Annotated in this window: 23 protein-coding genes and 1 tRNA gene; 12 read left to right on the top strand and 12 right to left on the bottom strand. The window is 34.1% G+C overall.

The genetic code is table 11. The annotated features are described in order from the left end of the window. Positions 1 to 423 precede the first annotated feature (423 nt). The 9 genes from BM253_RS14725 to BM253_RS14685 form a co-directional block, all read right to left on the bottom strand. Positions 424 to 508 (bottom strand) — tRNA-Ser (locus BM253_RS14725). A gap of 79 nt (positions 509 to 587) precedes the next feature. Next, positions 588 to 1,721: a 3,4-dihydroxy-2-butanone-4-phosphate synthase gene (gene ribB, locus BM253_RS14720; RefSeq protein ID WP_091525829.1), complete on the bottom strand. Its 1,134-nt coding sequence runs from the start codon at positions 1,719 to 1,721 to the stop codon at positions 588 to 590. A 2-nt stretch (positions 1,722 to 1,723) separates the two neighbouring features. Then, positions 1,724 to 3,169, bottom strand: a complete 1,446-nt coding sequence (locus BM253_RS14715) for an LptF/LptG family permease (RefSeq protein WP_091525827.1) — start codon at positions 3,167 to 3,169, stop codon at positions 1,724 to 1,726. 8 nt (positions 3,170 to 3,177) lie between these two features. Then, positions 3,178 to 3,801 carry an outer membrane lipoprotein periplasmic chaperone LolA1 gene (locus tag BM253_RS14710; protein ID WP_091525825.1) on the bottom strand — a complete coding sequence of 208 codons (624 nt, stop codon included), beginning with the start codon at positions 3,799 to 3,801 and terminating at the stop codon, positions 3,178 to 3,180. After that, positions 3,801 to 6,245, bottom strand: a complete 2,445-nt coding sequence (locus BM253_RS14705) for a DNA translocase FtsK (protein WP_397334440.1) — start codon at positions 6,243 to 6,245, stop codon at positions 3,801 to 3,803. The genes BM253_RS14710 and BM253_RS14705 overlap by 1 nt, the downstream gene beginning before the upstream one ends. Positions 6,246 to 6,249: 4 nt before the next feature. Beyond that, complete coding sequence (locus BM253_RS14700) at positions 6,250 to 6,621, bottom strand: diacylglycerol kinase family protein (protein ID WP_091525823.1); 372 nt, start codon at positions 6,619 to 6,621, stop codon at positions 6,250 to 6,252. A 98-nt stretch (positions 6,622 to 6,719) separates the two neighbouring features. Beyond that, the gene (locus tag BM253_RS14695; protein ID WP_091525821.1) at positions 6,720 to 6,977 is read right to left on the bottom strand and encodes a DUF6952 family protein; all 258 of its coding nucleotides are present in this window, start codon (positions 6,975 to 6,977) and stop codon (positions 6,720 to 6,722) included. Positions 6,978 to 6,979: 2 nt separating this feature from the next. Beyond that, the gene (locus tag BM253_RS14690; RefSeq protein ID WP_091525819.1) at positions 6,980 to 7,288 is read right to left on the bottom strand and encodes a thioredoxin family protein; all 309 of its coding nucleotides are present in this window, start codon (positions 7,286 to 7,288) and stop codon (positions 6,980 to 6,982) included. A gap of 74 nt (positions 7,289 to 7,362) precedes the next feature. After that, positions 7,363 to 8,001, bottom strand: coding sequence for a peroxiredoxin (locus tag BM253_RS14685; protein ID WP_091525817.1), 639 nt, complete (start codon positions 7,999 to 8,001; stop codon positions 7,363 to 7,365). Positions 8,002 to 8,214: 213 nt separating this feature from the next. Between BM253_RS14685 and BM253_RS14680 the strand changes: the two genes are divergently transcribed. Beyond that, on the top strand, positions 8,215 to 10,128 hold the full coding sequence (locus tag BM253_RS14680; RefSeq protein WP_091525815.1) for an amino acid permease: 1,914 nt from the start codon (positions 8,215 to 8,217) through the stop codon (positions 10,126 to 10,128). 59 nt (positions 10,129 to 10,187) lie between these two features. On the opposite strand, the gene BM253_RS14675 is transcribed toward BM253_RS14680, so the two are convergent. Continuing rightward, entirely contained in the window at positions 10,188 to 11,360 is a 1,173-nt protein-coding gene (locus BM253_RS14675; protein ID WP_091525813.1) for a proline dehydrogenase family protein, read from the bottom strand. A 75-nt stretch (positions 11,361 to 11,435) separates the two neighbouring features. Between BM253_RS14675 and aroB the strand changes: the two genes are divergently transcribed. The 9 genes from aroB (at position 11,436) to pdxH (ending at position 19,272) form a co-directional block, all read left to right on the top strand. Beyond that, positions 11,436 to 12,503 (top strand): 3-dehydroquinate synthase, encoded by a 1,068-nt coding sequence (gene aroB / locus BM253_RS14670; protein WP_091525811.1) that lies wholly within the window; start codon positions 11,436 to 11,438, stop codon positions 12,501 to 12,503. A gap of 268 nt (positions 12,504 to 12,771) precedes the next feature. Next, positions 12,772 to 14,196 carry an arginine decarboxylase gene (locus tag BM253_RS14660; protein WP_091525806.1) on the top strand — a complete coding sequence of 475 codons (1,425 nt, stop codon included), beginning with the start codon at positions 12,772 to 12,774 and terminating at the stop codon, positions 14,194 to 14,196. 4 nt (positions 14,197 to 14,200) lie between these two features. Next, the gene (locus tag BM253_RS14655; RefSeq protein ID WP_091525804.1) at positions 14,201 to 15,175 is read left to right on the top strand and encodes a deoxyhypusine synthase family protein; all 975 of its coding nucleotides are present in this window, start codon (positions 14,201 to 14,203) and stop codon (positions 15,173 to 15,175) included. An 82-nt stretch (positions 15,176 to 15,257) separates the two neighbouring features. After that, positions 15,258 to 15,722: a DNA primase gene (locus BM253_RS17375; protein WP_177205800.1), complete on the top strand. Its 465-nt coding sequence runs from the start codon at positions 15,258 to 15,260 to the stop codon at positions 15,720 to 15,722. Between the two features lie 119 nt (positions 15,723 to 15,841). Continuing rightward, positions 15,842 to 16,390, top strand: a complete 549-nt coding sequence (gene pyrR, locus BM253_RS14645) for a bifunctional pyr operon transcriptional regulator/uracil phosphoribosyltransferase PyrR (RefSeq protein ID WP_091525800.1) — start codon at positions 15,842 to 15,844, stop codon at positions 16,388 to 16,390. Between the two features lie 28 nt (positions 16,391 to 16,418). After that, a complete protein-coding gene (locus tag BM253_RS14640; protein ID WP_091525798.1) occupies positions 16,419 to 17,345 on the top strand; it encodes an aspartate carbamoyltransferase catalytic subunit in 927 nt (308 codons plus the stop codon). Positions 17,346 to 17,366: 21 nt separating this feature from the next. After that, a complete protein-coding gene (locus tag BM253_RS14635; RefSeq protein ID WP_091525796.1) occupies positions 17,367 to 17,693 on the top strand; it encodes a DNA ligase-like domain-containing protein in 327 nt (108 codons plus the stop codon). A 23-nt stretch (positions 17,694 to 17,716) separates the two neighbouring features. Next, complete coding sequence (locus tag BM253_RS14630; RefSeq protein ID WP_091525795.1) at positions 17,717 to 18,622, top strand: ribonuclease Z; 906 nt, start codon at positions 17,717 to 17,719, stop codon at positions 18,620 to 18,622. Positions 18,623 to 18,627: 5 nt separating this feature from the next. After that, complete coding sequence (pdxH, locus tag BM253_RS14625; protein ID WP_091525833.1) at positions 18,628 to 19,272, top strand: pyridoxamine 5'-phosphate oxidase; 645 nt, start codon at positions 18,628 to 18,630, stop codon at positions 19,270 to 19,272. A gap of 9 nt (positions 19,273 to 19,281) precedes the next feature. Here the strand turns inward: pdxH and BM253_RS14620 are convergent, their stop codons facing one another. Then, the gene (locus tag BM253_RS14620) at positions 19,282 to 19,599 is read right to left on the bottom strand and encodes a hypothetical protein (RefSeq protein WP_091525793.1); all 318 of its coding nucleotides are present in this window, start codon (positions 19,597 to 19,599) and stop codon (positions 19,282 to 19,284) included. 354 nt (positions 19,600 to 19,953) lie between these two features. On the opposite strand from BM253_RS14620, the gene ygiD reads away from it, so the two are divergent. Together ygiD and BM253_RS14605 are read left to right on the top strand one after the other, a co-directional pair. Then, positions 19,954 to 20,787 carry a 4,5-DOPA-extradiol-dioxygenase gene (ygiD, locus tag BM253_RS14610; protein WP_091525790.1) on the top strand — a complete coding sequence of 278 codons (834 nt, stop codon included), beginning with the start codon at positions 19,954 to 19,956 and terminating at the stop codon, positions 20,785 to 20,787. Positions 20,788 to 20,817: 30 nt separating this feature from the next. Beyond that, a complete protein-coding gene (locus BM253_RS14605) occupies positions 20,818 to 21,510 on the top strand; it encodes a carboxylesterase family protein (RefSeq protein WP_091525788.1) in 693 nt (230 codons plus the stop codon). A gap of 34 nt (positions 21,511 to 21,544) precedes the next feature. Here the strand turns inward: BM253_RS14605 and BM253_RS14600 are convergent, their stop codons facing one another. Next, positions 21,545 to 22,090 carry a YcxB family protein gene (locus BM253_RS14600; protein WP_091525786.1) on the bottom strand — a complete coding sequence of 182 codons (546 nt, stop codon included), beginning with the start codon at positions 22,088 to 22,090 and terminating at the stop codon, positions 21,545 to 21,547. Between the last annotated feature and the right edge of the window lie 55 nt (positions 22,091 to 22,145).

Genomic DNA, 22,145 nt, shown 5'->3' with positions numbered 1-22,145 from the left:
TTTTGATTCCAGCGTGAACCTTCCCATTTTCTTTTTGTGGATGTTTCTCTCTGAATACCATCTACAGTAATGCGTAAATAGACAGATCTTAAATCGAGTCCTTTGTGATGAGTTTTTAGAAAAAAATTTAACCCGTAGCTTGCTTCTAACATAATGTAATTTTTAATACTTATAAATATCGTATTACAATAGCTTAATTTCAAGTCGTTAAAGTATTTTACATGTTGATTGTCAGTGCTTTAACCATCAATTCGTGGAAATTTTTTTTTGACATCAAAATTGCCACGATTTTTCCACAGAATTATGAGCGTTTTTAAAAAATTTAGTGGTTATGATACCAATAAAAAAAACCTGCAAATCTATCAGATCGCAGGTTTTATAAGCCTTTAAGCAAAAATATAGGATAATGTGCTTAATAATTCGCGGAGAAAGAGGGATTCGAACCCCCGGACCTGTTACAGTCAACAGTTTTCAAGACTGCCGCATTCGACCACTCTGCCATTTCTCCTTAACGTTGTTTCCTTCGTTAATTGTGGTGCAAATATAATATGTTTTTATTAATCTGCAAATAGTGAGATGAAAAAAATCTAAAAATTAATATGATCTACAATTTCTAAACCGTAACCAACCATACCAACGCGTTTGCTGTGCTCGGAATTACTCATTAATTTTATTTTTGAAATATTGATGTCGTGTAAAATTTGTGCACCAATTCCGAAATCTTTATTGTCCATTTGAATTTTTGGAGCTTTTACAATATCATCGGTTTCAGCCTGTAATTCTTTTAATTCGGCTAAACGTTTTAATAAATCAAGGGTGTTGTATTCTTGGTTAATAAACAAAATGGCACCTTTTCCTTCTTTGTCAATTGCTTGGAACATTAAATCCAGCTTTTCGTCTTGATTATTAGTAAGATTTCCTAAAATATCATTATTAACCTGTGATGAGTTAATTCTAGTTAAAACCGCGTCACCATTGTTCCAAACCCCTTTTGTCAGGGCAATATGAACTTGTTTGTTGGTTACCTGTAAATAGGCACGCAAACGGTAGGTTCCGTATTTTGTTTGTAAGTCGAAATCTTCTTTTTTCTGAATAAGGCTGTCGTGTTTCATTCTGTAAGCAACCAAATCTTCAATAGAGATCAGTTTCATATCAAATTTCTTAGCAACATCAACCAATTGAGGCAAACGAGCCATAGATCCGTCTTCATTTAAAATTTCGACCAAAATTCCGGCTGGTTTAAAACCTGCCAATCGAGCTAAATCTACTGCTGCTTCGGTATGTCCGGTTCTTCTTAAAACACCGCCTTCTTTAGCGATTAATGGAAAGATGTGCCCCGGGCGACCTAAATCTTCTGGTTTTGTATCGTCTTTTACTAAAAATTCAATGGTTTTAGATCGATCATGTGCCGAAATTCCCGTAGTACATCCGTGTCCGATTAAATCAACCGAAACCGTAAAAGCAGTTTGGTGCAAAACCGTATTGTTGATAACCATTGGATGTAAATCTAATTCTTTACAACGTTTTTGCGTTAAAGGTGCACAAATTAAACCGCGACCATGCGTTGCCATAAAATTGATCATTTCTGGCGTTACTTTTTCTGCTGCAGCTATAAAATCGCCTTCGTTTTCACGATCTTCGTCATCTACTACAATAATTATTTTCCCTTGACGAATATCTTCGATAGCTTCTTCTATGGTGTTTAATTTTATATCAGACATTTTTATGAGTTGTTTTGTTGTTTCTTTTTAAATTTTTTCTTTAAATAATTCGTAACAGGATATAAAAGGTTATCTATACTATTAATTCCCCTGTCTTTTGTAGCCTTATAAGTAAATGTAATCGCCATTGGCAATAATATCAGCGTAGATAACCAAGCGCCGAAAAAGGGCGGAATTCCATTTTCTTGAGCGAGTTTTTTGCCGAATGTGTTTATAAAATGGTACGAAATAAATATCAAAACCGCAAAGACCATTGGCAAGCCTAAACCTCCTTTTCGAATAATTGCACCAAGCGGAGCACCAATAAAGAACATTAAAAGGCATGAAAAGGCAATAACGAATTTCTCGTAAAAAGCAATCCAATGGCGGTTAATGTGTTTGTTTTTTTCTAAGAGTGCACTTTTATTGTTGGTAATGTTGAATCGGATGTTTTCTGCAACAGCCGATGCATTGGCGTACAAACTTATTTTTTGTGTTCGTTTTTTAATAGAAAGTAACGAATCTAAACTAATGGTTTTGTAAACAATATCGTTGTCTTTTTGTGCATTCGATAAAAACAAACGATTATTGCTGTTATCGGCATCAACCTGCGTTTTAATTTCGTTTGTGTAATTCACGTTTAGCGAATCAATGGTGTAGGTAAGTTGCGAAATATTCATCATGGTTGCCGTGTTTGATATTTCCTGCATTTCTTGGTCAGATTTATCAAATTCTGAAACATCGATACTCATGATATAATGTTCAAATTCCGATTTCACAAAAGGTTTGGTATCAGAACTGCGGCGCGATGTTACATCTTCATAATAATTTCCATCGTACAAATGCAACTTTAAAATCGGACTGTTTTCATTGGTTTCGATCTTTCCGGTTTTCGCCTTGATCACAGTTTTGTTCAAACTGCTTTGCTGATTGATCACGTGAATGGTTACGTTGCGCAGTTTTTCATCTTTCTCTCCGTATTTTTCATCAACCTTAATGTTCATCGCTCCTAAATCGTTAAACTGACCCGCTGAAATTGCCATTGCCGGTTTGGTGTGAATAATGTCACGACGCATGTTTACGAACTTAAATTCTGATTTTGGTGCCACATTGTTCACAAACCAAAACGAAACGGCCGATAGAATTAAAATGAAAACAATTAACGAACGCATAGCTCTTTGCAGTGAAATTCCAGACGATTTCATGGCTGCGAATTCATAATTTTCAGAGAAATCGCCAAAGGTCATGATCGATGCCAAAAGTACCGACAAAGGCAGCACCATTGGAATCATTTTTGGCGAATAGAAAAATAAAAACTTAAATATGGTTATAAAATCAAGGTCTTTACCGGCGATATCACCAATAAAGACCCAAATTCCCTGTAATACAAAAATGAAAAACAAGATTGCAAATACCGAAAAAAACGTTTTTACAAAACTTATTAATATATATCGATCAAGTATTTTCACGCGTTACTTTAATCTAAATTGTTGATGTAATAATTTGGATATTTAGATTTTGTAAAGGTAAAAAGGTTTTTTGACAATGTTTGATTTGTTTTAAAAGATTTTATGGTAATAATTGATTTACTGCCGCCTTTATAAACATCGGTTCTATTGTAAATATTTTTGGTTTTTGTATCGATACCCAGATAAACCTCTTTTACATCTTTGCTGTTGGTAGGTGTAAGTTTGATAAATTGGATAGATTTACCGTTAATGGTTTGTTTTTTATCCCACGTATAAGTGTACCCTTTTTTGTAGAACGATAGTAAACTTGCAATGCTAACTGCTTGTGAATCGGCAGATTTTGCGCTGGCAACCGTTACTTCTTCATCGTTCGGGTTGATGATGTACATTTTAGCTCCGTCAAAAATTTGTGTTAGCCCCATAAAATCTACCACATATTTTTCGCCCTGAATGGTTGCTTTTCCTTTAGATTCTTGCTTTCCGTTGTTAAAACTAAAATCAATCACCATATTGTTGTAGGTCTTTGTCTTTGCAGAAACTTCGTCTAACAATTTTTTGGCAGCAGCAGCATTTTGTGCATAACTTGATAAACCAATAAATAAAACAGAAATAATAGTCGCTATTTTTTTCATTACATTCTTTCTTTTTCGTTGTTTAAAAATTCGTCTAAAGAAACCAAATCGGTAATGTTTACAGATCGCGCCTTGCTTCCTTCAAAAGGACCCACAATTCCGGCAGCTTCCAACTGATCTATCAATCTACCTGCACGGTTGTAACCTAATTTTAGTTTTCTTTGTAACAACGATGCCGATCCTTGTTGGGCTGTCACAATAATTTCTGCAGCTTCACGGAACATAACATCGCGGTCTGCAATGTCAATATCAAGACTTGTGCCACTTTCTTCACCAACATATTCTGGTAACAAATAAGCATCGCCATATCCTTTTTGGGCTCCGATAAATTCCGTTATTTTTTCAACTTCGGGCGTATCAACAAAACCACATTGTACACGAACGGTATCGTTTCCTTGGGTAAAAAGCAAATCTCCACGACCAATTAACTGATCGGCACCCGGACCATCTAAAATAGTTCTCGAATCGATTTTAGAACTCACTCGGAAAGCAATTCTTGCAGGGAAATTGGCTTTAATAATACCTGTAATTACGTTAACCGACGGACGTTGCGTGGCAATAATCAAGTGGATACCAATGGCACGTGCCAGTTGAGCCAAACGGGCAATAGGTGTTTCTACTTCTTTACCGGCAGTCATAATTAAATCGGCAAACTCATCGACAACTAAAACGATATAAGGTAAAAAGCGGTGACCTAATTCCGGATTTAATTTTCGTTGTTTGAATTTTTCGTTGTATTCTTTAATGTTTCTAACCATGGCATCTTTCAACAAAGAATAACGGTTGTCCATTTCAATACATAATGAATTTAAGGTATTGATAACCTTTGTGTTATCGGTTATAATTGCGTCTTCGGTATCGGGTAATTTTGCTAAAAAGTGACGTTCGATTTTATTGAACAAGGTTAATTCTACTTTTTTAGGATCTACCAAAACAAATTTTACTTCGGCTGGATGTTTCTTGTACAATAAAGATGTCAAAACAGCATTTAAACCGACCGATTTTCCTTGTCCCGTTGCACCTGCCATTAGTAAATGGGGCATTTTAGCTAAATCGAACACAAAAGTTTCGTTTGAAATAGTTTTACCAATTGCGATTGGAAGTTCCATTTCGGCATTTTGAAATTTCGGCGATAAAATCAACGATTTCATTGAAACCGTTGTTGGTTTGGTATTTGGAACTTCAATACCAATAGTTCCTTTCCCCGGAATTGGCGCAATAATACGAATTCCCAAAGCTGATAAAGACAATGCGATATCGTCTTCTAAACTCTTAATTTTTGAAATACGGATTCCGGCATCTGGTACAATTTCGTAAAGGGTTACCGTTGGACCGACGGTTGCCTTAATCTGCGCAATCCCGATTTTATAATTGTTCAGCGTATCAACAATACGGTTTTTGTTTTCTTCTAATTCTGCCTGATTAATAGTAATTCCGCCGGTTGTATGTTCAAACAATAACTCGCTTGTTGGAAACTGATATTTTGATAATTCCAAAGTTGGATCGAATAAACCAAAATCTTCGACAATTTTTTTTGCTAAATCATCATCGGCAAGCGGTTTTTCTTCTTCAATAGTTTCAATAATAAATTCTTCGTGATGATCTGCGTTTGCTGATGTATCTGTAATCGAAAAATCAGTTAAATAATCGTTGTTTTCTTCTTTTTTGTTTAGATTGAAATCGATTTCGTTTTTAACAACCGGTTCGGCAATCACTTCTTTAACGGGTGCAACAGGAACAGCAACTTTAGCATCTTCTTTTATTGGCTGATTGATGTTTATAGGTTGTGCAGGTTGTGTTTTAATAATATCTTCGGCTTTTTCGATATTATCTTTGATTTTTGCATGTGTATTTGAAACCACGTTTGTGAATGCTTTCGGAGTCATTTTTATTCTGAAAATCAAATAGAAAATAATCAGGAAAAGAACCACAAGCATCGCACCAATTTGTCCGATATAATCCTGCAAATAATCATTCATTTCAAAACCGACTGTTCCACCTAAAAACGGATAGTTTGTTCCAAAATGTCCCAAAGCAATTGATAATACGATGATGGCAAACAAATCCCAAAAAATCATGCGTCGTAATTTGGCTGCATTAAACTGAATACCAAACCATAAAGCGATTTCACCAAATACTTTTATAAACAAGAAAGAAGCAATACCAAATCCTTCGAAAATGAATTTATGCGCCAACCATGCACCTAACTTGCCTACCCAGTTTTCGGGTTCAATTTCGCGGTTGTTTAATTCGGCAACTACACTTTGATCATAACTTCCCGTTGTAAAGTACGAAACAAAACTGCACAATAAAATTACCGTAAACATTAAAAATAAAGTTCCAAAAATAAAGCTTATGCGCGCTCCGTTAGTAGCCGTTTGTTTTGGTTTAGGTGGCATTTGCTTATTGTTTGTCTGTTTTGTATTTTGTTTTTTAGCAGTCATTTTTCTAAATTAATTTTGGTAAATAAATAATCGCGCCTATAACAACTGCCGTTAATGCGGCAAATGTTACAGCACCCGCTGCAATATCTTTAATAAAACCTATTTTTTTGTCGAAATTTGGTTGAATGTAATCACAGATTGCCTCAATGGCAGTATTTAAACTTTCGGCAGTTAAAACCAACCCAATTGCCAGAATTTGAAACATCCATTCTACAGCACTGATTTTTAAATAAAAACCAAGAATACACATTAAGGCACTAATGGTTAACTGAACCATAATACTGTGTTCGGTAGTAATTAATAAGTAAAATCCTTTAACGGCGTAGGTTACACTCTTAATTCTGCCCGAAATAAAGGATGTTTGTTGGTGTTTCATTCAAAAGCAATTTCGGCAAAATTACTGAATTATTTATCATTGTAGAAATAAAAAAACCACGAGTTGTTGCTCGTGGTTTATATTTGTGTTTAAGATTTTTATTTATCAATTGAACCCAATACGCGTTGCATAAAAGTGTTTAATGCTTCTTTTTTGGGCGTTCCCGCTTTTATAAGCTTATCAACTTCAATAGCGCCGTACATGTTCGAAATTAATTCACCAATTACATCTAATTCTTCATCTTTTAATGATGGAACTTCTGTTAAGGCTTCTAAAACTTCAATGGTTTCATTGATATAATCTTGATCGTTTTCCTGAATAAATTCAGTTAAATGTTTAATTACAGGTAGTTTCATAATTAAGCTAATTTGTTAACCAATTCTGCCAAAACATCGGCTTTGTTAGTCTGTGTTTCATCAACCAAAGCACCACCATTAAAAATAGCGAATGTTGGTAAATTTGAAACGTTAGCTAATTTACGTGATTCAGGAAATTTCTCTGCATCAACAATTACAAAAGTTACATCTTCTTTTTCGGTAGCCATTTTTTTGAATTTTGGTTTCATAATACGACAATTACCGCACCATGAAGCCGAAAATTGTACAGCTACTTTTGGGTTGTTTGCAACCAGCTCCTGTAAATTATCTTGTTCTAATTCTAATAACATAATTTTTTGTTTAAGGTTTAAAGTTTAAGGTTTCGCTCAAAACTTTGAACTTTAAACCTTAAACTTTGAACAAATTAAAGTTTTGCTAAATATTCTGCAGTAGAAAGGCGGTTTGCATTCATAGCTTCTTTACCTTCTTCCCAGTTTGCAGGACAAACTTCGCCGTGAGTTTGTACGTGTGCGTAAGCATCAATTAAACGAATGAACTCTTGTACGTTACGTCCTAAAGGCATGTCGTTAACTGCTTCGTGGAAAATTTTTCCGGTTTCGTCAATTAAATAAGTAGCGCGGTAAGTTACATTTGATCCTTCGATTTGAACTGAATCTAATTCTTCGTTATAAGTTTCAGAAGTTACATCTAAAATTCCTAAAACGCTTGATAAGTTTCTTGTAGTGTCAGCCAATAAAGGGTACGTTACACCTTCAATTCCACCATTATCTTTTGCAGTGTTTAACCAAGCAAAGTGAACTTCGTTTGTATCGCAAGATGCACCAATTACAACTGTGTTTCTTTTTTCGAATTCCGGTAAAGCTGCTTGGAAAGCGTGTAATTCTGTTGGACAAACAAAAGTAAAATCTTTTGGATACCAGAATAACAATACTTTTTTATTGTTTTTTGTTGCTTCTTCTAAAACGTTAATTCTTAAATCGTCACCCATTTCAGAGATTGCGTCAACGGTAATGTTTGGGAATTGTTTTCCTACTAAAGCCATAATTTTTATTTTAATTTATTTATAATTCTTAATTTTCTTACACAAAGGTACGTTCATTTTTACCAGTTACCATAAATAATTTATCGTTAATATTTATCAAACAATAAATTTTGATTATAGTGAATGAATTTAAAATGATGTAGTAATATTTCTGTAAATTTAGTTAGATTTACCAAAACAAAAAATAACAATTATCATACTTTTTTATAGTAGATGAATATATTTCGTAAAAAAAATGTGACCGATATTTTAGCCGAATTGCAGGCGAATGAGGGTAAAAAAGAAAGTTTAGGAAAATTTTTAAGTCAGAAAGATTTAATCTTTTTTGGAATTGCCGCTATTGTTGGTGCTGGTGTGTTTAGCACGATCGGACAAGCGAGTTTTGATGGTGGTCCGGCAGTGATTTTTCTGTTTATGTTTACTGCTTTAGCTTGCGGATTTGCTGCTATGGCGTATGCCGAATTTGCGTCGATGGTTCCGGTTTCGGGTAGTGCTTATACCTATAGTTATGTGGCTTTTGGCGAAGTAATTGCCTGGATTATTGGATGGTCGCTGATTATGGAATATGCCGTAGGAAACATTACGCTGGCAATTTCGTGGAGTGATTATTTCACGGGATTGTTAAGCAACATGGACATTCATCTACCGCAGTGGATTCAGATGGATTATCTATCGGCAAACAAAGGTTTTAACGATGCGGTGGCTTTAATGGCTAACGGAAAATCGTTTGAAAACTTACCGAATAATCTACAATTGGCACATATTGCCTGGACAACCGCTCCGCAAATTGGCAGCTTTCATTTTGTGGCTGATATTCCTGCTTTGGCAATTATTGTATTGATTACGTGGTTGGTTTATCGCGGAATGAAAGAATCGCGTAATGCAAGTAACATCATGGTTTACGTAAAGTTAGCGGTGATTGCATTGGTATTAATTGTCGGAATTTTTTATGTTGATACTGATAATTTCGATCCTTTTGCACCCAATGGATTATCTGGAGTTTTAAAAGGTGTGTCGGCAGTTTTCTTTGCCTATATCGGTTTTGATGCCATCTCCACAACAGCAGAAGAATGTAAAAATCCGCAGCGCGATTTGCCTCGAAGCATGATTTGGTCAATCATAATTTGTACCTTATTATATATAGCCATAGCGTTGGTTTTAACGGGAATGGTTAATTATAAGCAGTTGAATGTGGGCGATCCGTTGGCGTATGTTTTTGATCAGGTGAACTTAAAATGGTTTGCCGGAATCGTGGCTGTAAGTGCTGTGGTTGCTATGGCGAGTGTACTTTTAGTTTTCCAAATGGGACAACCGAGAATCTGGATGAGCATGAGCCGTGACGGATTATTACCAAAAAAATTTTCAAAAGTACATCCAAAATACAGAACACCATCGTTTGCTACCATTGTAACTGGTTTTGTTGTGGCAGTGCCCGCTTTGTTTATGAATTTAACCATGGTGACAGATTTATGCAGTATTGGAACGTTGTTTGCCTTTTCATTGGTTTGTGCCGGAGTTTTGGTTTTACAGGATAAGGATATTCCTCGCGGAAAATTCCGTATTCCATATTTAAACGGAAAATATATTTTACCTGTCGGTTTTATTTTTGGATTGATTTCTATTTTCATTTGGAATAAAAACGGATTAGAATCTTTTGTTTACAATACGCCGCAAGTTTACGAACCTACTAATTTTGTAACACAGCTTTCTAAAGAAGATGCTACAAAAATGATTTCGTATGTAGAAACTGATTATCAAGTAAAACCAATTGATTTTAATAATGATTTAGAAGCAATGCTTTCATCGGTAAAAGAGAAATCAGAAGATCAGTATGTGGTAATGATTGAAAAAGCTCCGGTAGATCAAAAATTAAAATTCGAAACAGGTTTTGATTTATTCAAACATAAAATACCAATGTGGCTGTTTTTAATAGCGATGATTTTCTTGTGTATATGGAGTTTTAAAAAGAATTTATCTTTAATACCAATGTTAGGATTAATTTGTTGTATTTATATGATGGCAGAATTAACCATTTGGAACTGGTTGTATTTCAGTATATGGTTAATTATAGGTCTATTGATTTACTTTAGTTATTCGCGATTTAATAGTAAGTTGAATTTAAAATAATAAAAGAACCCTGTAAAATTTTAATCTTACAGGGTTTTGTATTTTAAAGGATCGAAAACTTATTTCGATCTTCTTCGTTTTAATTCTTTATCCAACAAATCTAATTCGCGGTTTGTTTGTCCGGCTACCGATGTATTTTCATTTGCACGACGTATCAAATAAGGAACAACATCATAAACAGGTCCAAATGGCAAATATTTCGCAACGTTGTAATTGTGGTGAGAAAGGTTGTAGCTAATATTATCGCTCATACCGTATAATTGACCGAACCAAATGCGTTTGTCTGTATGCGGAATATTGTTTTTAGTCATTAATTCCATTAACATATAACTGCTGTCTTCGTTATGTGTTCCTGCAAACAATGCAATTTTATTATCCAGATTTTCTACCATATAGGTAACCGTTTTGTTAAAAGTAGCATCGGTTTGAGCCTTAGTAGCGCAAATGGGCGAGGGATACCCTTTTTCTTCGGCACGTGCACGCTCTTTTTCCATATAAGCACCGCGAACCACTTTAAAACCGACGTGAAAACCTTCGCGTAAACCAATGGCATGCGTGTTTTTTACAAAATCAAATCGATCCCAACGATATGTTTGAGCCGTGTTAAAAACAATGCATTTCTCTTTGTTGTACTTGCGCATCATATCCAAAACCAAATCATCGGCAGCATCCTGCATCCAGCTTTCTTCGGCATCAATCAATAATAAAACGTCTTTTTCGTAAGCCGTTCTGCAAATAATATCAAAACGCTCTACAATTCGGTTCCATTCCTGTTGTTCGGCATCTGTAAAAGGTAAATTTTCTCCCTTCTTTTCAAATAAGAAAAATCTGCCAACACCTGTAGGTTTAAAAACCGCAAACGGAATAGCTTCTTTTTCTTTTGCAAAATCAATCGTTCTTAAGGTCATTTGCAATGCGTGATCAAACTGCTCCTGGGTTTCTTTTCCTTCAACTGAATAATCTAAAACCGACGAAACGCCTTTTGTGTACATTTTATCAACCACTTTTAAGCAATCTTCTTCGGTAACTCCGCCGCAAAAATGATCAAATACGGTAGATTTTATCAATCCTTTTACAGGCAAATTTGTTGATATGGCAAAATTGGTTAACGATGTACCTATTTTAACTAATGCATTACTGCTTATTAATTTAAACAAGTAGTATGCTTTGTTTAGTTCGGTGTTGTTTTTTAAAGCAAAAGCAACCTCGGTATTGTCAAATATCTTCTCCATTAGGTTTAAAGTTGTGCTGCAAAGATACAATAGTTATAAAAATTGCTTTATTTTTACATCAAATTTTTTTTAAGCATGCAAATACAGGCAGCAGATTACATTATTGGTTTCGGAGTTGACTATTATTCGGCTCTTTCACAGTTGATTAACGATAAAAAATACAGCAAGGTTATATTGATGGTCGATGAAAATACAGCACAACATTGCTTAAATTATGTGATGCAGTGGCTGGCTGTTGATGTTCCTTTTGAAATTATTGAAATTGAACAAGGTGAAGAAAACAAAACCGTTGAAACGTGTACGGCTGTTTGGAAAACTCTGGTGGAGATGAATGTTGACAGAAAAGCACTCCTTATTAATGTAGGTGGCGGAATGATTTGCGATTTAGGTGGATTTGTTGCTGCAACCTATAAAAGAGGAATAGATTTTGTAAACATACCCACAAGTTTGCTGGCAATGGTTGATGCTTCGGTTGGAACAAAAACCGGAGTGAATTTAGGCGGATTAAAAAACATGGTGGGTAGTTTTTCGCAACCGCAAATGGTTTTAATTGATACTGCTTTTTTGGAAACATTACCCGGAAATCAAATGCGTTCTGGTTTGGCAGAAATGTTTAAACACGGATTAATTGCCGATGCATCGTATTGGAATCAGCTTAAAAATTTAGGCGAATTAACAACCGAAGATTTGTTGTTGCTGATTTATCATTCGGTTTCTATTAAAAATGAAATTGTTTTACAGGATCCGTTCGAAGAGAATGTTCGAAAATTATTAAATTTCGGACACACACTAGGTCATGTAATTGAAACTTATAGTCATTCAGGTAAGGGTATTCAACCTTTGTTACATGGCGAAGCAATTGCCATAGGCATGATTTTAGAGGCTTTTATTTCGTACAAAAAAGACTTGTTAACAAAAAATTCATATTTAGAAATAAAAGAAACTTTAAATTTGATGTTTGAAAGTATTGTTTTTACCGAAAATGATATTGAAATTTGTACCCATTTACTAATACACGATAAAAAGAATGTAAACGGTATTGTGCAGTTTACCTTATTAAACGGTATTGGTAAGGGTGTTATTAATGAAGTTGTTGAAAGTGAGTTGATTACTGACGCTTTTAACGATTATTTGTACAATTAATTTACTATTAACGTTACTAAATTTTGTAAGTGAACAAAAGTTATAACCTTCCTGTAAATAATGTTTTAAATCCGTTGGTTAAAAAAATCAGTCGGGTTGTAAAACAGTTGGGTTTATTGGTTACTTTAAATAAACCTTTAAAGGCTGTAATTGTAAGTAAAATCTACAATCAAAAATTATCGATTGCTTTTGCCAATCTAAGGGTTTGAAAAACGTATTTATATCAAATACACTTAACTAATTAATAATTTTTTAAAGCAGATTTTTTATGAATACAAAATATTTCGACTTAATAAACCAAACATTTTACTTTCCGCAAGAAGAGTTTACATTAAATAAAGACAATTTAATGTTCCATAATATCGATTTAATGAAATTGGTTGAACAATATGGAACACCTTTGAAATTTACCTATCTTCCACAAATTTCTAACAATATAAACAAGGCAAAAGGCTGGTTTAGACAGGCAATGGAAAAACATAAGTACGAAGGCAATTATTACTATTGCTATTGTACTAAAAGTTCTCATTTTGAATATGTTATGAACGAAGCTTTTAAGAACGATATCCATGTGGAAACGTCTTCGGCTTTTGATATTAATATTGTAGAGAATTTACTGGCGAACGGTAAAATAAATAAAAAAACAATTGTAATCTGCAACGGTTTTAAACGTGATCAATATGTTGAAAATATTGCACGTTTGATAAACGGCGGACATAAAAATACCATTCCAATTATTGATAATTACGAGGAATTGGATTTGTTGCAAGAACGCATTAAAGGAAAATTTCAAATCGGAATCCGTATTGCATCAGAAGAAGAACCAAAATTCGAATTTTACACTTCGCGTTTGGGTATCGGCTACAAAAACATTCTGCCTTTTTACAGGAAAACTGTTGCCGAAAACACCAATGTTGAGCTTAAAATGCTGCATTTCTTTATCAATACCGGTATTCGTGATACGGCGTATTATTGGAACGAATTGGGTAAATGTTTAAAAGTTTACACGAGTCTTAAAAAAGAATGCCCAACATTAACAGGCTTAAATATAGGTGGTGGTTTCCCAATTAAAAACTCGTTGAATTTTGATTACGATTATGCGTATATGGTTGATGAAATTGTCAATCAGATCAAAATGGCGTGTGAGGAAGCTGATGTAGATATGCCAAATATTTTTACCGAATTTGGATCGTTTACGGTAGGTGAATCGGGTGGAGCAATCTATAAAGTACTGTATCAAAAACAACAAAATGATCGTGAAAAATGGAATATGATCGATTCATCTTTCATTACCACGTTGCCTGATACTTGGGCAATTAATAAGCGATTCATTATGTTGGCTGTAAACCGTTGGAATGAATCTTACGAGCGTGTTCTCTTGGGTGGATTAACTTGTGATTCTGATGATTACTACAATTCAGAACAAAACTGGAACGCTATTTATCTTCCTAAATTCAACAAAGAAAAGCCGTTGTATATAGGTTTCTTTAATACAGGTGCTTATCAGGAAACAATTGGCGGACAAGGTGGTATTCATCACTGTTTAATTCCGCAACCAAAACATATTTTAATAGATCGTGACGAAAACGGAATTCTGGCAACCGAAGTCTTCTCGGAACAGCAAACCGCAGACGATGTTTTAAAAATATTAGGATATTCAAATAATAAACAAACAAATAATAAAGAAAAATAATAGAATTATGAAAGGACCAATTTCGCAATTTATCGAACATAATTACCGTCATTTCAACGCAGCAGCTTTAGTTGATGCAGCAAAAGGTTACGAACAACATTTATTAGAAGGCGGTAAAATGCTTATTTCGTTAGGTGGCGCAATGTCAACTGCAGAATTAGGTGTTTCGTTGGCAGAAATGATCCGTCAGGATAAAGTACATATTATTTCTTGTACAGGTGCAAATTTAGAAGAAGATGTGATGAACTTGGTGGCACATTCGCACTATAAAAGAATTCCAAACTGGAGAGATTTAACGCCGGAACAAGAACGCGAGTTATTAGACACGCACTTTAACCGTGTAACAGATACATGTATTCCGGAAGAAGAAGCATTCCGCCGTTTACAGCAACATTTAGAAGATGTTTGGCATGCTGCCGAAGCGAAAGGAGAGCGTTATTTACCACACGAATTTTTATATCAAGTGGTTAATTCTGGCGTGTTGGAACAATATTATGAGATCGATCCTAAAGATTCTTGGATTGTTGCCGCTGCACAGAAAAATTTACCAATTGTTTGCCCAGGGTGGGAAGATTCTACAACAGGAAATATTTTTGCAGCAAACGTAATTAAAGGAAATTTACAGGCTTCGACTGTAAAATCGGGTATCGAATACATGATTTACTTGACAGAGTGGTATCGTGCAAATTCATCAGGTAAAGGTGTAGGGTTTTTCCAAGTTGCCGGTGGTATTTCTGGTGATTTCCCAATTTGTGTGGTACCTATGATGTATCAGGATTTAGAATGGGAAGATGTACCTTTCTGGTCATATTTCTGTCAAATTTCTGATTCAACGACATCTTACGGATCTTACTCTGGTGCAGTTCCAAACGAGAAAATTACGTGGGGTAAATTAGATATCGATACACCTAAATTTATGATCGAATCTGATGCTACTATTGTTGCGCCATTGGTATTTGCCTATATTTTAGGACAATAAAAAATTAACAAAAAAAGTTTCAAATAATTTGCATAATACAACACAGCTATTGTATTTTTGAAACACAATAACTACCACAATAATGAAGAGAATAATTGTTGATTACGCAAAATTAACAAACGAAATTTTAAGCTTGTTAGTCGAAAGATTTCCCGACGGATATGATGATGCCGACGTCATCCAATTTACCAATGCTAAAGGTGAACTTATTGAAGCTGTTGAAGTAAGAACCGACGATACTATTTATTTAGTAAAAGTAAGTACCAAGTTACAGGACAGAATTGAAAATTTTGATGAAGAAGATATTTCTTCGGTTGATTCTATCAATGTAAAGGATTTGGATATAGACGAAGACGAAGACGATCAAAAATCTAAAAAAGCATCAAAAAAGAAGTCTGAAAAGAAAAAGAAAGCTGATGACGACGAAGATGAGGATTCAGACGATGAAAGTGACGACGACGATGATGATTTTGATGATGACGACTTCGATGATGAGGATGATGAAGATTTTGATGACGACGAGGAAGATGACGATGACGACAAATAATAAAAAATCTAACTTTTTAAAAGTTAGATTTTTTTATGGAATCAATCCTGAAAAATCCAATCAAATAATAGCTAAAATAATTATAAAATAGTAATTTTACAGCCAAACAACACTTCGCAATGAGTTCAAAAATACTATTAACTTCCAAAGAAGTTGATATCATCTTACATCGTTTAGCGTGCCAGTTAATAGAAAAACATAACGATTTTTCTAACACGGTATTAATAGGTATTCAGCCACGCGGCAAGTTTTTGGCAGAGCGTATTTCAACTATTTTGAAAAACGAATACGGAATTTCATCAGTTGATTTAGGTTTTTTAGACATCACTTTTTTCAGAGACGATTTCCGTAGAAACGATAAACCTTTAGAGGCAAACAAAACACAGATTGATTTTTTGGTTGAGGATAAAAACGTGGTTTTTATAGATGATGTTTTGCATACAGGTCGCAGTATTCGTGCTGCATTAACAGCAATTCAATCGTTTGGCAGACCAAATGAAATAGAATTATTGGTATTGATAGATCGTAGATTCAGCAGACATTTACCAATTCAGCCCGATTATCGTGGTCGCCAGGTTGATGCCTTCAACAACGAAAAAGTAAAAGTTCAGTGGAAAAACGAAGATGCACCTGCAGACGAAGTTTATCTGATATCTAATCCTTCATAATTTAAAACAACACAACAGCAAATTCAAAATGAAAGAATTAAGCGTTAACCATTTATTAGGTATTAAATACATCAACAAAAATGATATTAATTTAATTTTTGAAACAGCAGATCATTTCAAAGAAGTAATTAATCGTCCTATAAAAAAGGTTCCGTCGTTAAGAGATATAACAATTGCCAACATTTTTTTCGAAAACAGTACCCGAACCAAATTGTCTTTTGAACTAGCGCAAAAACGTTTGTCTGCAGACGTGATCAGTTTTTCGGCAGCACAGTCTTCTGTTAAAAAAGGCGAAACGCTGATTGATACCGTTAACAACATCCTTTCAATGAAAGTTGATATGGTGGTAATGCGTCACAGCAATCCGGGTGCGGCTCATTTTTTGTCGCGCAACGTAAAGGCAAGTATTGTAAATGCTGGTGATGGCGCACACGAACATCCAACACAAGCTTTATTGGACAGTTTTTCAATTCGCGAACGTTTAGGTGAAGTTGCAGGTAAAAAGGTTGTTATTGTGGGCGATGTTTTGCATTCGCGTGTAGCATTATCGAACATTTTTGCTTTGCAGATGCAAGGAGCTGAAGTGATGGTTTGCGGACCAAAAACCTTGATTCCGCGTTATATTACCGATTTAGGTGTAAAGTATGAACCAAATTTGCGTAAAGCTTTAGAATGGTGCGATGTTGCAAACATGTTACGTGTACAAAACGAACGGTTGGATGTGAATTATTTTCCATCAACCCGCGAATATGCCCAACAATACGGTGTTGACAAAGCATTGTTAGATTCTTTAAGTAAAGAAATTGTAATTATGCACCCTGGGCCAATTAACCGTGGAGTTGAAATTACGTCTGATGTTGCCGATTCGCAACAATCTGTAATTTTAGATCAGGTAGAAAACGGTGTGGCAATACGTATGGCAGTTATTTATTTGCTTGCATCTAAAATAAAATAATTGTATTTTTAAAAGAAAAATATGAAAGTGAAAGAGAAAAATAACGTTGTTGTATTTAAAAAAAGTAGCGAAGATCTTACAGATTTTGCTGAAAAAATAATCGATCAACCAAACGTATTTAAAGATAAAAACATCATTATAGATTTAGAAGAGGTAGCATTACGTCCATCTGAAATTATTCCTTTTGAATCATTGGCAGTTCTTCAGAAAAAACAGAAAAAATCGTTTGTAATTGTTGCAGATATTGATTTTGACGAAGTTTCAGAAGAAATAATTGTTGTTCCAACACTTCAAGAAGGTTTCGATATCATCGAAATGGAAGAAATTGAAAGAGATTTAGGATTCTAAATCTTTTTTAGCATTAAAAGTAAATGAAAGTAAGTATTTTAGGTTGCTATTCGGCAACTCCGCGCACCATAACAAATCCAACATCGCAGGTTTTAGAAATCAACAATCAAATGTATTTGATCGATTGTGGAGAAGGAACGCAGGTACAATTGCGAAAGCATAAAATTAAATTTTCACGCATTAATCAAATTTTTATTTCTCATTTGCATGGCGATCATTTCTTTGGATTGATCGGGTTAATATCTACATTTTCTCTTTTAAACCGCCCAAATGATCTGCATATTTACGGACCAAAAGGTATAAAAGATATCATTCTGCTGCAAATTAAATTGAGTAAATCGTATACAAAATACAATCTGTTTTTTCATGAATTGGAATCGAATGAATCGGAACTGATTTTTGAAGACGATAAAATTGCGGTTTATACTATTCCGTTAAAACATCGCGTGTACACTAACGGTTTTTTGTTTAAAGAAAAGCCGGGTTTACGTCGAATAAATATTGATGCTGCAACAGAAAAAAATATCGATGTTTGTTATTTTAACAAACTAAAACAAGGCAGCGATTTAAAACAAGAAGACGGAACTGTTATTGAAAACGAAACCGTAACTTTTGATCCGCTACCAACACAATCGTACGCTTTTTGTTCGGATACGGTTTATAATGAAGAAATTATTCCGCTGATTGAAAACGTTGATGTTCTGTATCACGAAAGTACTTTTTTGGAGCAGGATATTGAAAAATGTATTCCAACTGGTCATTCAACTGCCATTCAGGCAGCAACTATTGCAAAGAAGGCCAATGTTAAAAATTTAATTTTAGGACATTATTCCACAAGATATTCCGATATTGATTTGTTCAAAAAAGAAGCTGATACGGTGTTTGAATCTACATTTTTAGCGGACGATGGTTTGGTTTTTAAATTTTAGAAATGATGAGTGATTTAAGTAATTATAGAAAATCTTACGAAAAAAGTGAATTATTGGAATCAATGATTGATGAAAACCCAATGATGCAGTTTCAGAAATGGTTTTACGAAACCGAAGAATTTGGTGGAGTAGAAGAGGTGAATGCTATGACTGTTTCAACGATTGGATTGGACGGATTTCCAAAATCGCGCATTGTTTTGCTTAAAAAGTACGATGAATACGGATTTACATTTGTTACTAATTACGATTCGGAAAAGGGGAAAGCATTGTTACAAAACCCACAGGTTTGCTTGTCTTTTTTCTGGCCATCGGTAGAACGTCAAGTAATCATCAAAGGAATTGCAGAAAAACAAACCGAAGCTTATTCCAAAGGATATTTTCATTCTCGACCAAAAGGAAGTCAGATTGGAACAGTTGTTTCCCCACAAAGTACAGTTATTCCTAATAGAGAATTTCTAGATGAAAAATTAAAGAGTTTAGAAACTGAATATCAAAATACCGAAGTGCCAAAACCTGAAAATTGGGGTGGCATTTTAGTAAAACCAATATCAATTGAATTTTGGCAGGGACGTGCAAATCGTTTACACGACCGTATTCGTTATACTTTGCTTGAATCAGGCGATTGGAAGATAGAGCGTTTGGCTCCGTAAATTCTAAAATTAATCAAATTGAATTCTTACAATTCGTAATTCGTCAGCATCAATTATTTTGTTTGAATTGAAATCGTTCAGAAGAATAAAAGTCAGTTTGTTTTCTTTCAGACTTTCAATTGGAAATTCTTTTCCTTCCAAATAAAATCGATTAACAGTCCATTCAAACAAGCCAATTTCATTCTTCTTAGAAATTAGTTGAATACTTTTGTTTGTATCGTTTTCATAAAATAAATAGTGATGTACATAATCGCTAATAAACGCCGATGAATAAAAACCGTCGCTATCTGGCAATACCGCAGAAACTTCTTCAAAAAATGGAATCAAATTTATGGGATTTCCTTCTTCAATAACTGGTAAATCAGATTCGTTTTTTACAATAGTTACCTTTAATCCGTTAAAATTTTTCTTTTAGAATTGTGAAATTTACTCTGAAACTGAATAGTAAACGGTCGCTTTTTTAAAATAATCCGCTCATTTTCCTTTGTAATGATTTTGTTTATATCATTTTGTACAATAGTAATTTCGTTTGCAAAATTCTGTGCTGTAATTAAATTTGAAACAAAAAGTATGATGATTGTGAAAAATTTCTTCATTAGATTAAATCTGATTTTTATTGGTAACATATTAATCTAAATTAAGAATATAATTGAAAGAAGTGTCGAAATTTGTATAAGATAAATGTTATTTATGAACAATTTTAAAAATTATACCGATCAGTTCAAAGTACGCGAAAAATTACAGCCTGTTTTTTTCATAGGTCACGGATCGCCAATGAACGGGATTGAACAAAATATATTCTCTAAAAAATGGCAGGAAATTGGTAAAACTATTGATTTACCGTGTGCCGTTTTGGTGGTTTCTGCACATTGGCTTACCAAAGGAACGCTGGTTACAGCAATGAGCGAACCCAAAACAATTCACGATTTTGGTGGGTTTCCTCAAGAATTGTTCAATGTACAATATCCCGCACCTGGAAGTCCGTTTTTGGCAGAAGAAACTGCGAAATTGATCACATCAACCAATGTTGGTTTGGATCATGATTGGGGATTAGATCATGGAACTTGGACTGTGGTCAGACACATGTTTCCCGATGCTAATGTACCTGTTTTGCAATTGAGTATCGATTATAACAAACCAGCGACTTATCATTACAATTTAGCTAAAGAATTGTATGATTTGCGAAAGCGAGGCGTTCTGGTAATTGGTAGCGGAAATATGATTCACAATTTGCGAATGATTGATTGGAACAATATGGCAGAACCCGGTTTTGGATTTGATTGGGCAAAGAGTTTGAATGAAACTTTTAAGAAGAAAATCCTTTCAAAAGACCATAAAGATTTAATTGAATACGATCGATTGGGTGAACCTGCAAGACTTGCAATTCCAACACCCGATCATTATTATCCTGTGTTATATGCGTTGGCTTTAATGAATGATAAAGACGATGTTTCTATTTTTAACGATGAATATGTTGGCGGATCGTTATCAATGACATCATTCCGTTTAGGATAAATAATATTATATTTGCTTTAAAAATTGTCAATGAAAACCATTTTTAAAGTCTTATTTCTGTTTTTAAGCATCAATATATTTGCCCAACCCAAAGCGGTTTTAAACAAGACTACTTATAATTTCTGGTTGAACGAACCAAGCCAACCTACAGATAAAATGCCGTTAATTGTGTTTTTACACGGTAAAAGTTTGTCGGGTACAAATATTGACCGCGTAAAACGTTATGGAGCTTTAAAAGGTGTAGAAAAAGGGTTGGATATTCCGGCTTATTTGGTTGCGCCACAATTACCATCTGGACCATGGAGTGCTGTGAAAGTAGATGAAATTGTTGACTATATGATTAAAACCTACAATATTGATGAAGACCGAATTTATGTTACTGGGATGAGTTTAGGGTCGTACGGAACAATGAAATATGTAGGTAAATACCCAGATAGGGTAGCAGCAGCGATATCTATTTGCGGCGGTGGCGATGTAAACGATGCGTGTAATCTGGCTCAAGTTCCAATTAAAGTAATTCATGGCGATAAAGATTTTATTGTACCATTATCTGAATCGCAGAAAATTGTAAATGCGGTTAAAAAATGTAATAAAGAAGCGCCAATAGAATTGCAGGTTGTTAAAGGTGGAAATCACGGAAGTGTTGAAGATCTTTATAGACATCAAGAATTATACGACTGGTTGCTGAAACATACAAAAAGTAAAAACAATAATACGTTATAGCAAAAGTGAACTCGAATTTGAGTTCACTTTTTTATTACCATTTCCAATCTAACTCTTTGGTTATTTTAAAATTATATTTTTTTTGAAGATTTTCTACCATTTCAAGAAAAGACTCTTTGTTATGTATTTCTCTTTTTGGAATAATTAAGCGCTCGTTGGTTTTTAGTTTAAAATAATAGTAATCAGTTATTTCATTAAATTCTTCAATAGCATCATATTTAATTTCTAATTTAATATCCATTCCACTGGTTTCAATAAAGTCATCTTTAAAATCTAATATGGCTTCTTTGTTAAATCTTAAGCCTAAATTTTGCTTATTCGATCTTTTATAATGCTTTTTAATAAAAAATTTATTCAGAAAGAAAACATAAAAACAAATAATAAAAGCATAAATAAGTACGAATACGATAAATACTTTAGTTGAATTTTGATTGTAAACGTTAATTAAAAGAACAGAAAATGCAATCACTAAATAAATGATAGTTTTTCTTACCTGCTTTTTTTGTAATGGGTTTTTTGAAACAGAATATAACGTGTGAATTAAAAAATCTTGTTCTGATAATTTGTATTGATAGCGCATAATTTTTCTTATAGATACAGAAAGCTAATATATCTAAAAAATCCAATTAAAAACG

The sequence above is a fragment of the Paenimyroides ummariense genome (assembly GCF_900115115.1).
Classification (GTDB): domain Bacteria; phylum Bacteroidota; class Bacteroidia; order Flavobacteriales; family Flavobacteriaceae; genus Flavobacterium; species Flavobacterium ummariense.
This window is presented reverse-complemented; position numbering and strand designations above follow the sequence as displayed.

Bases quoted from the DNA above. Each gene is read 5' to 3' on its own strand.
- BM253_RS14675 (WP_091525813.1), bottom strand. From the start codon at position 11,360: ATGGAGAAGATATTTGACAATACCGAGGTTGCTTTTGCTTTAAAAAAC.
- BM253_RS14680 (WP_091525815.1), top strand. From the start codon at position 8,215: ATGAATATATTTCGTAAAAAAAATGTGACCGATATTTTAGCCGAATTG.
- ygiD (WP_091525790.1), top strand. From the start codon at position 19,954: ATGTTATTTATGAACAATTTTAAAAATTATACCGATCAGTTCAAAGTA.
- BM253_RS14640 (WP_091525798.1), top strand. From the start codon at position 16,419: ATGAAAGAATTAAGCGTTAACCATTTATTAGGTATTAAATACATCAAC.
- BM253_RS14660 (WP_091525806.1), top strand. From the start codon at position 12,772: ATGAATACAAAATATTTCGACTTAATAAACCAAACATTTTACTTTCCG.
- BM253_RS14710 (WP_091525825.1), bottom strand. From the start codon at position 3,801: ATGAAAAAAATAGCGACTATTATTTCTGTTTTATTTATTGGTTTATCA.
- BM253_RS14635 (WP_091525796.1), top strand. From the start codon at position 17,367: ATGAAAGTGAAAGAGAAAAATAACGTTGTTGTATTTAAAAAAAGTAGC.
- BM253_RS14600 (WP_091525786.1), bottom strand. From the start codon at position 22,090: ATGCGCTATCAATACAAATTATCAGAACAAGATTTTTTAATTCACACG.
- BM253_RS14630 (WP_091525795.1), top strand. From the start codon at position 17,717: ATGAAAGTAAGTATTTTAGGTTGCTATTCGGCAACTCCGCGCACCATA.
- BM253_RS17375 (WP_177205800.1), top strand. From the start codon at position 15,258: ATGAAGAGAATAATTGTTGATTACGCAAAATTAACAAACGAAATTTTA.
- BM253_RS14685 (WP_091525817.1), bottom strand. From the start codon at position 8,001: ATGGCTTTAGTAGGAAAACAATTCCCAAACATTACCGTTGACGCAATC.
- BM253_RS14700 (WP_091525823.1), bottom strand. From the start codon at position 6,621: ATGAAACACCAACAAACATCCTTTATTTCGGGCAGAATTAAGAGTGTA.
- pyrR (WP_091525800.1), top strand. From the start codon at position 15,842: ATGAGTTCAAAAATACTATTAACTTCCAAAGAAGTTGATATCATCTTA.
- BM253_RS14705 (WP_397334440.1), bottom strand. From the start codon at position 6,245: ATGACTGCTAAAAAACAAAATACAAAACAGACAAACAATAAGCAAATG.
- aroB (WP_091525811.1), top strand. From the start codon at position 11,436: ATGCAAATACAGGCAGCAGATTACATTATTGGTTTCGGAGTTGACTAT.
- pdxH (WP_091525833.1), top strand. From the start codon at position 18,628: ATGAGTGATTTAAGTAATTATAGAAAATCTTACGAAAAAAGTGAATTA.
- BM253_RS14605 (WP_091525788.1), top strand. From the start codon at position 20,818: ATGAAAACCATTTTTAAAGTCTTATTTCTGTTTTTAAGCATCAATATA.
- BM253_RS14690 (WP_091525819.1), bottom strand. From the start codon at position 7,288: ATGTTATTAGAATTAGAACAAGATAATTTACAGGAGCTGGTTGCAAAC.
- ribB (WP_091525829.1), bottom strand. From the start codon at position 1,721: ATGTCTGATATAAAATTAAACACCATAGAAGAAGCTATCGAAGATATT.
- BM253_RS14695 (WP_091525821.1), bottom strand. From the start codon at position 6,977: ATGAAACTACCTGTAATTAAACATTTAACTGAATTTATTCAGGAAAAC.